This is a genomic window from Streptomyces sp. NPDC059874, assembly GCF_042731135.1.
GTDB lineage: Bacteria > Actinomycetota > Actinomycetes > Streptomycetales > Streptomycetaceae > Streptomyces.
Genome location: NZ_JBHWJY010000052.1, coordinates 54,843 through 61,410 on the forward strand (window position 1 = coordinate 54,843; position 6,568 = coordinate 61,410).

7 protein-coding genes are annotated in these 6,568 nt (G+C 68.0%); 3 read left to right on the forward strand and 4 right to left on the reverse strand.

Going from position 1 to position 6,568, the window contains the following annotated elements; genetic code table 11:
* Positions 1 to 170: 170 nt before the first annotated feature.
* Positions 171 to 593, forward strand: coding sequence for a nickel-type superoxide dismutase maturation protease (gene sodX, locus ACFV9H_RS26690; protein ID WP_385402775.1), 423 nt, complete (start codon positions 171 to 173; stop codon positions 591 to 593).
* Here the strand turns inward: sodX and ACFV9H_RS26695 are convergent.
* On the reverse strand, positions 497 to 1,126 hold the full coding sequence (locus ACFV9H_RS26695; protein WP_385402777.1) for a CGNR zinc finger domain-containing protein: 630 nt from the start codon (positions 1,124 to 1,126) through the stop codon (positions 497 to 499). The genes sodX and ACFV9H_RS26695 overlap by 97 nt on opposite strands.
* An 82-nt stretch (positions 1,127 to 1,208) precedes the next feature.
* On the opposite strand from ACFV9H_RS26695, the gene ACFV9H_RS26700 reads away from it, so the two are divergent.
* Positions 1,209 to 2,012: a class I SAM-dependent methyltransferase gene (locus ACFV9H_RS26700; RefSeq protein ID WP_385402779.1), complete on the forward strand. Its 804-nt coding sequence runs from the start codon at positions 1,209 to 1,211 to the stop codon at positions 2,010 to 2,012.
* A 91-nt stretch (positions 2,013 to 2,103) separates the two neighbouring features.
* Here the strand turns inward: ACFV9H_RS26700 and ACFV9H_RS26705 are convergent, their stop codons facing one another.
* The 3 genes from ACFV9H_RS26705 to ACFV9H_RS26715 are packed head-to-tail and all read right to left on the reverse strand — an operon-like array spanning position 2,104 to position 4,796.
* Positions 2,104 to 2,856: an amino acid ABC transporter ATP-binding protein gene (locus ACFV9H_RS26705; protein ID WP_385402789.1), complete on the reverse strand. Its 753-nt coding sequence runs from the start codon at positions 2,854 to 2,856 to the stop codon at positions 2,104 to 2,106.
* 11 nt (positions 2,857 to 2,867) lie between these two features.
* Complete coding sequence (locus ACFV9H_RS26710) at positions 2,868 to 3,815, reverse strand: amino acid ABC transporter permease (protein ID WP_385402782.1); 948 nt, start codon at positions 3,813 to 3,815, stop codon at positions 2,868 to 2,870.
* Between the two features lie 36 nt (positions 3,816 to 3,851).
* The gene (locus ACFV9H_RS26715) at positions 3,852 to 4,796 is read right to left on the reverse strand and encodes an ABC transporter substrate-binding protein (protein ID WP_385402784.1); all 945 of its coding nucleotides are present in this window, start codon (positions 4,794 to 4,796) and stop codon (positions 3,852 to 3,854) included.
* 524 nt (positions 4,797 to 5,320) lie between these two features.
* Between ACFV9H_RS26715 and ACFV9H_RS26720 the strand changes: the two genes are divergently transcribed.
* Positions 5,321 to 6,529, forward strand: coding sequence for an NADP-dependent malic enzyme (locus tag ACFV9H_RS26720; RefSeq protein ID WP_385402787.1), 1,209 nt, complete (start codon positions 5,321 to 5,323; stop codon positions 6,527 to 6,529).
* The last annotated feature ends 39 nt before the right edge of the window (positions 6,530 to 6,568 follow it).

Consider the following 6,568-nt stretch of genomic DNA (forward strand, 5'->3'; position numbering starts at 1 on the left):
GAGTGTGTCCTCCTCGTGATCGTCTTCTCAAGGGGGAGATTACTCGCTGGAGAAGCGGATTTCGCGGGCGCCCCCGTGGGCTTAGGACAAAAGTCCAGTGGCTCGGCCGGACCGGTGAGCGAACGTACGGGACGGTGCGGCAGCATGCGGGTGTGACGAGGAGGACACGCATGGTGGAGAACACGCGCCCGCGGAAGCAGTTCGGGGTGGCCGAGGTGACGGGGGCGTCGATGGTGCCCACGCTGCTGAACGGCGACCAATTGCTGGTCCGCTACGGGGCCCGCGTGCGGCCGGGTGCGGTGGTCGTGTTGCGCCACCCGTTCCAGCAGGACCTGTTGGTGGTGAAGCGGGCCGTGGAGCGGCGGCCCGGCGGTTGCTGGTGGGTGCTCGGCGACAACCCGTACAACGAGACCGGCGACAGCACCGTCTACGGGCCGGTGCCCGACGAGCTGGTGCTGGCGACGGCCGTCCTTCGCTTCCGGCCGCGCGAGGAGGGTCAGCGCTCGCTGAGGGCGCGGCTCTCCTGGGCGGTTTCGGCGCTGCGGCCGCTCTGGGCGGACGCCTCGGCCTCCAGCCGCTTGCGGGCGCGGTAGGCGGCGACGTTGGCGCGGGTGGCGCAGCGGTCGGAGCAGTAGCGCCGCGAGCGGTTGGTGGAGGTGTCGAGGTAGGCGTTGCGGCAGGGCGCGGCCTGGCACAGCCCGAGCCGGTCGGGGCCGTGCTCGGTGAGGTGGAAGGCCAGGCCGAAGGACGCGATGGCGGCGTAGCCCGCGGAGGCGTTCGAGGGGTGGTCGGCGAGGTGGATGTGCCAGTCGGGGCGGCCGGTCTCGTCGAGGGTCTCGTGGCCGGAGACCTGGGGGCTGACGGGGAACTCCATGAGCAGGGAGTTCAGCAGGTCGACGGCGAGGACGTGGTCGCCGCCGTCGGCGGCCTCGAAGACGGCGCGCAGCCGGGCCCGGACGTTGCGGAAGCGGGTGACGTCGGTGTCGGTGACGCGGCGGGCCATTTGCTGGCTGGCGCCGAACAGCGAGCGGACGGCGTCCACCGAGGTGAGCGAGTCCTTGTTGCGGGCCGGCTCCTCGGTGTTGACCAGGCGCACGGCGAAGTCCGAGTAATGGGCCAGTTCCACTTGTAGTCCTTACGGATGCGGATTAATGTCCCTCGTAACAGCTGAGACGTCTTCGAGGGTATTACGTACGGAGGGGTTCGTGATGGCGAATACGACGGATACGGCGGATACGGCGACGAGCACGGCCGAAACGGCTATCGGCGCCGGGTACTGGCAGGCCTGGCAGAACAGCTGGGACCGGCAGCAGGAGTGGTACATGCCCGACCGCGAGGAGCGGTTCCGGGTGATGCTGGACATGGTCGAGGCACTGGTCGGCCCCACCCCCCGGGTATTGGATCTCGCGTGCGGTACGGGAAGTATTACGGACCGCGTCCTCAAGCGGTTCCCGGGAGCCACCAGTACCGGCGTCGATCTCGACCCGGCGCTGTTGACGATCGCCGAGGGCCACTTCGCCGGCGACGAACGGGTCACCTTCGTGACCGCCGACCTCAAGGACCCGCACTGGCGCGCCGCGCTCCCCCACGCGTCGTACGACGCGATCCTGACCGCCACCGCCCTGCACTGGCTGCCGAGCGAGGACCTCGCCGTCCTCTACGGGCAGCTCGCGCCGCTCGTGGCCCCGGGCGGGGTGTTCATGAACGCCGACCACATGCCCGACCCGGCCACCCCGCGCATCGACGCCGCCGAGCACGCCCACCGGCACGCCGGCATGGACCGGGCCAAGGCGGCCGGGGTGCCGGACTGGCGCGAGTGGTGGGCCCTGGCGGCCGCCGACCCGCTGCTGGCCGAGCCGACGAAGAAGCGCTTCGAGATCTACGGGGAGCACGCCGACGGCGACACGCCCTCGGAGGCCTGGCACGCGCGCACCCTGCTCGACGCCGGGTTCGCGGAGGCCCGTACGGTCTGGCGCTCCCCCTCGGACGCGCTGGTCCTAGGTCTGAAGTAGGGACCTGGAAAGATCCGGGAACGGCTGAGGGGCGGTACGGCAATCCGTACCGCCCCTCGACCGTGACGCGAAGTCCTACAGCACCGAAGTCCTACAGCACCTTGGAGAGGAACGCCTTGGTGCGGTCGTGCTGGGGGTTGCCCAGGACGTCGCGCGGGTTGCCGGACTCGACGACCACTCCGCCGTCCATGAAGACGAGGTTGTCGCCGACCTCGCGGGCGAAGCCCATCTCGTGCGTGACCACGATCATGGTCATGCCCGACTCGGCCAGGTCCCGCATGACGTCCAGGACGTCGCCCACCAGCTCCGGGTCGAGCGCCGAGGTGGGCTCGTCGAAGAGCATCAGCTTCGGCTCCATGGCGAGCGCGCGGGCGATCGCCACGCGCTGCTGCTGGCCGCCGGACAGCTGGGTGGGGTAGTTCCCGCCCTTGTCGCCGAGGCCCACGCGGTCCAGGAGGCGTACGGCACGCTCGCGCGCCACCGCCTTGGACTCGCCCTTGACCATGACCGGGGCTTCCATGACGTTCTCTATGGCCGTCATGTGCGGGAAGAGGTTGAAGCGCTGGAAGACCATGCCGATGTCCCGGCGCTGGGCCGCGACCTCGCTGTCCTTCAGCTCGTAGAGCTTGTCGCCCTTCTGCTTGTACCCCACCAGTTCGCCGTCGACCGAGAGCCGGCCGGCGTTGATGCGCTCCAGGTGGTTGATGCACCGCAGGAAGGTCGACTTGCCGGAGCCGGACGGACCGACCAGGCAGAAGACCTCACGGGGGGCGACCTCCAGGTCGATCCCGCGGAGGATGTGGGCGGCGCCGTACGACTTGTGGACGCCTTCTGCCTTGACCATCGGCTGGGCGGTCACTTCGCCACCTCCGTACGGCGGAACATGTTCAGGTTGGCCTTCAGCCGCTGGAACGGCGTGGGCGGCAGGCTGCGGAGCGAACCGCGCGCGTAGCGGCGCTCCAGGTAGTACTGGCCGACGCTGAAGACGCTGGTCAGCGCGAGGTACCAGATGGACGCGACGAAGTACATCTCGATGACCGCGCCGGCCGTGCTGCCGATGTTGGAGCTGGCCCGCAGGAGCTCGGTGTACTGCACCGCCGAGACCAGGGACGAGGTCTTCAGCATGTTGATGAACTCGTTGCCCGTGGGCGGGATGATCACGCGCATCGCCTGCGGGAGCACCACGCGGCGCATGGTCTGCGTCCGGGTCATGCCGAGCGCGTGCGAGGCCTCGCTCTGGCCCTCGTCGACGGACTGGATGCCGGCCCGGACGATCTCCGCCATGTAGGCGCCCTCGTTCAGGCCGAGGCCCAGGAGGGCGACCATGAACGGCGTCATGACGTCGACGGTCTCGTTCTTGTAGATCGGCCCCAGGTTGATGTACTGGAAGATCAGCGGGAGGCTGAACCAGACCAGCAGCTGCACGTAGACCGGGGTGCCGCGGAAGAACCAGATGTAGAGCCAGGACACGAAGCTCGTGACCGGGTTGTTCGAGAGCCGCATCACGGCGAAGAGGATGCCGAGCACGAGGCCCAGCAGCATCGACAGCACGCTGATGACGATGGTGTTCCAGAGGCCGTCGATCACCGAGGCGTCGAACAGCTTGTCGCCGACGGTGCCCCAGATGACCTTGCCCTGGGAGAAGGCGTAGATGAGCCAGCCCAGAATCACGGCCACGGCGACGGCGCTGACCCAGCGCCCGTAGTGCCGTACCGGGATGGCCTTGATGGCCTCGTAGGGAGAACCCGAGGCGCCGGGGCCGGCCGGTGCGGCGGCCGACCCCTTGTCGATCTTGTCAGTCACTACGACTGCCCTTCAGTGGAGCGTGGAGCGCTGGGACTACTTGCCTGCGTTGACCGTGGCGGACGGCACGGCACTGCCCTTGACGTCCCACTTCTCCAGGACCTTGGCGTAGGAGCCGTCCTTGATGATGGCGTCGAGCGCTTCCTTGAGGGCGTCGCGCAGCTGGGTGTTCTCCTTGGCGACCGCGATGCCGAAGAGGCCGACGTCGGACTGCTGGCCGCCGACCTCGAAGTCGTTGCCGCCACCCGAGGTCTTCGCGATGTACGCGGCGACCGGGTAGTCGTTCATGTCGGCCACGGCGCCGCCGGCCTTGACGCGGGTCTGGGCCTCGGCGTCGGTGTCGAAGGCCTCGATGGTGAGCTTCTTGTCACCGCACTTCTCGGCCTGCGCCTTGAAGGTGTCCTCGTAGATCGTGCCGCGCTGGACGGCGACCGTCTTGCCGCACAGGTCGTCGAGGGACTTGATGTTGTCCGGGTTGCCCTTCTTGACGATGAGCGAGACGCCGGAGGAGAAGTAGTCGACGAAGTCGACACCCTTACCGATCTTCGCGCCCTTCTCGTCCAGGCCCTCCTGGCGGCGCTTGTTGTCGGTGATCGACGACATGGCGATGTCCTGGCGACCGGTCTCCAGGGAGGTGATCAGGCCGTCGAAGGTGCCGGAGGTGAACTGGAACTTCACACCGAGCTGCTTGCCGAGGGCGTCGGCGATGTCGGGGTCGACACCGACGATCTTGCCGCCCTCGGTGAACTCCATGGGGGCGTAGGCGGCGTCCGTGCCGACCTTGATGACCCCGGCGTCCTGGATCTTCTTCGGCAGCTTGGAGAACAGCGGGGCGTCGCTGGTCTTGTCCTTCGCCTTGGTGCCGTTGTCGGTCTGGTCGCCACAACCGGTGAGGATCAGGGCGCCGGCGACCGCGATCGCGCCGACCGCGGCGATCCGGGACCGTGCGGCGGTCGTACGACGGGTGGTGCTTGCGGTCATGGCTTCGTTCCTCCGGCTGGTGGAAAAGGATCGAGAAGCGGTCGGACACGCACCATCGAGTGTCGCGACCTTGTGTGATTACGGCATCTTGCCATTCGGACTGAGACATTCAGGGTGCCCGTCAGGTCAAAATCGCATAACGGGCGACCGGGTTGACCCAACAGGACTGCGGAGCAGGGCCATGAGCACCGCAGATACTGCCGTGACCAGGCGTTTTCCCAACACTTTCTGCGGGGCGTCTCGCCCATCGGACATCAAGGTTTGGACTTTTAGCCAAAACCATGACAGAGCGCCTACAGTCGAGACGGAATCGACTCGTGTGGGTGAGCGTTCTTCGGGTAGAACAGATCCTTACACCCCTCATCCGGGGCTCAGGGCGCGCGTGCGGCGCGCCCGCGCGTACGAACCTCCCCTCCGCGGAGGCGGTCCAACCGTCGAAGCGGAGTACGTACTCGGTGCCCGCCCACCCCTTAACCAGGAGTGGCCACCCTCAACGATTCAAAGGACTTAAGGGGTCACACAAAGTGGCAGCGGAGATCGTCAACCCTCGCAGTGACAGCAGCGCGACGGACAACAACCCGGACGCGGTGTTCGCGCTTCACCGGGGCGGCAAGATGGCCATCCAGGCCACCGTGCCGGTCAACAACAAGGACGACCTGTCCCTGGCTTACACGCCGGGCGTGGCGAAGGTGTGCAGCGCCATCGCCGAGCAGCCCGAGCTCGTGAACGAGTACACCTGGAAGTCCAACGTGGTCGCCGTCGTCACCGACGGTACGGCCGTGCTCGGACTCGGTGACATCGGTCCCGAGGCCTCCCTCCCCGTGATGGAGGGCAAGGCAATCCTCTTCAAGCAGTTCGGTGGTGTGGACGCGGTTCCGATCGCGCTCGCCACCAAGGACACGGACGAGATCATCGAGACGGTCATCCGTCTCGCCCCGTCCTTCGGCGGTGTGAACCTGGAGGACATCTCCGCTCCCCGCTGCTTCGAGATCGAGCGCCGCCTCCAGGAGGCCCTCGACATCCCGATCTTCCACGACGACCAGCACGGCACGGCCATCGTGACGCTGGCCGCCATGCGCAACGCCGCGAAGCTCACCGGGCGCACGCTCGGCGACCTGCGCGCCGTGATCTCGGGCGCCGGCGCCGCGGGCATCGCCATCGCCAAGATCCTCGTGGACGCGGGCATCGGCGACGTCTGCGTCACCGACCGCAAGGGCGTCGTCTCGGCGGACCGTACCGACCTGACGGACGTCAAGGCGGAGATCGCGGGTCTGACCAACAAGACCGGCCAGACCGGTTCGCTGGAGAAGGCCCTGGCCGGCGCGGACGTCTTCATCGGCGTCTCCGGCGGCACGGTTCCGGAGGAGGCGGTGGCGTCGATGGCGAAGGACGCGTTCGTCTTCGCCATGGCCAACCCGAACCCGGAGGTCCACCCGGACGTCGCGCACAAGTACGCGGCGGTCGTGGCCACGGGTCGCTCGGACTTCCCGAACCAGATCAACAACGTGCTGGCGTTCCCGGGCATCTTCGCGGGTGCCTTCAAGGTCCGCGCCTCCCGGATCACCGAGAACATGAAGATCGCCGCCGCCGACGCCATCGCCGGTGTCGTCGCGGATGACGAGCTCACCGCCGACTACGTGATCCCGTCGCCGTTCGACACGCGCGTCGCCGAGGCCGTCGCGACGGCCGTGGCCGCGGCGGCGAAGGCCGACGGCGTGGCCCGCCTGGCCTGACGCGGAGCCCAGCTGTACGGGCGGGGCCCGGCCGGAGCG

Bases quoted from the DNA above. Each gene is read 5' to 3' on its own strand.
- sodX (WP_385402775.1), top strand. From the start codon at position 171: ATGGTGGAGAACACGCGCCCGCGGAAGCAGTTCGGGGTGGCCGAGGTG.
- ACFV9H_RS26700 (WP_385402779.1), top strand. From the start codon at position 1,209: ATGGCGAATACGACGGATACGGCGGATACGGCGACGAGCACGGCCGAA.
- ACFV9H_RS26705 (WP_385402789.1), bottom strand. From the start codon at position 2,856: ATGGTCAAGGCAGAAGGCGTCCACAAGTCGTACGGCGCCGCCCACATC.
- ACFV9H_RS26715 (WP_385402784.1), bottom strand. From the start codon at position 4,796: ATGACCGCAAGCACCACCCGTCGTACGACCGCCGCACGGTCCCGGATC.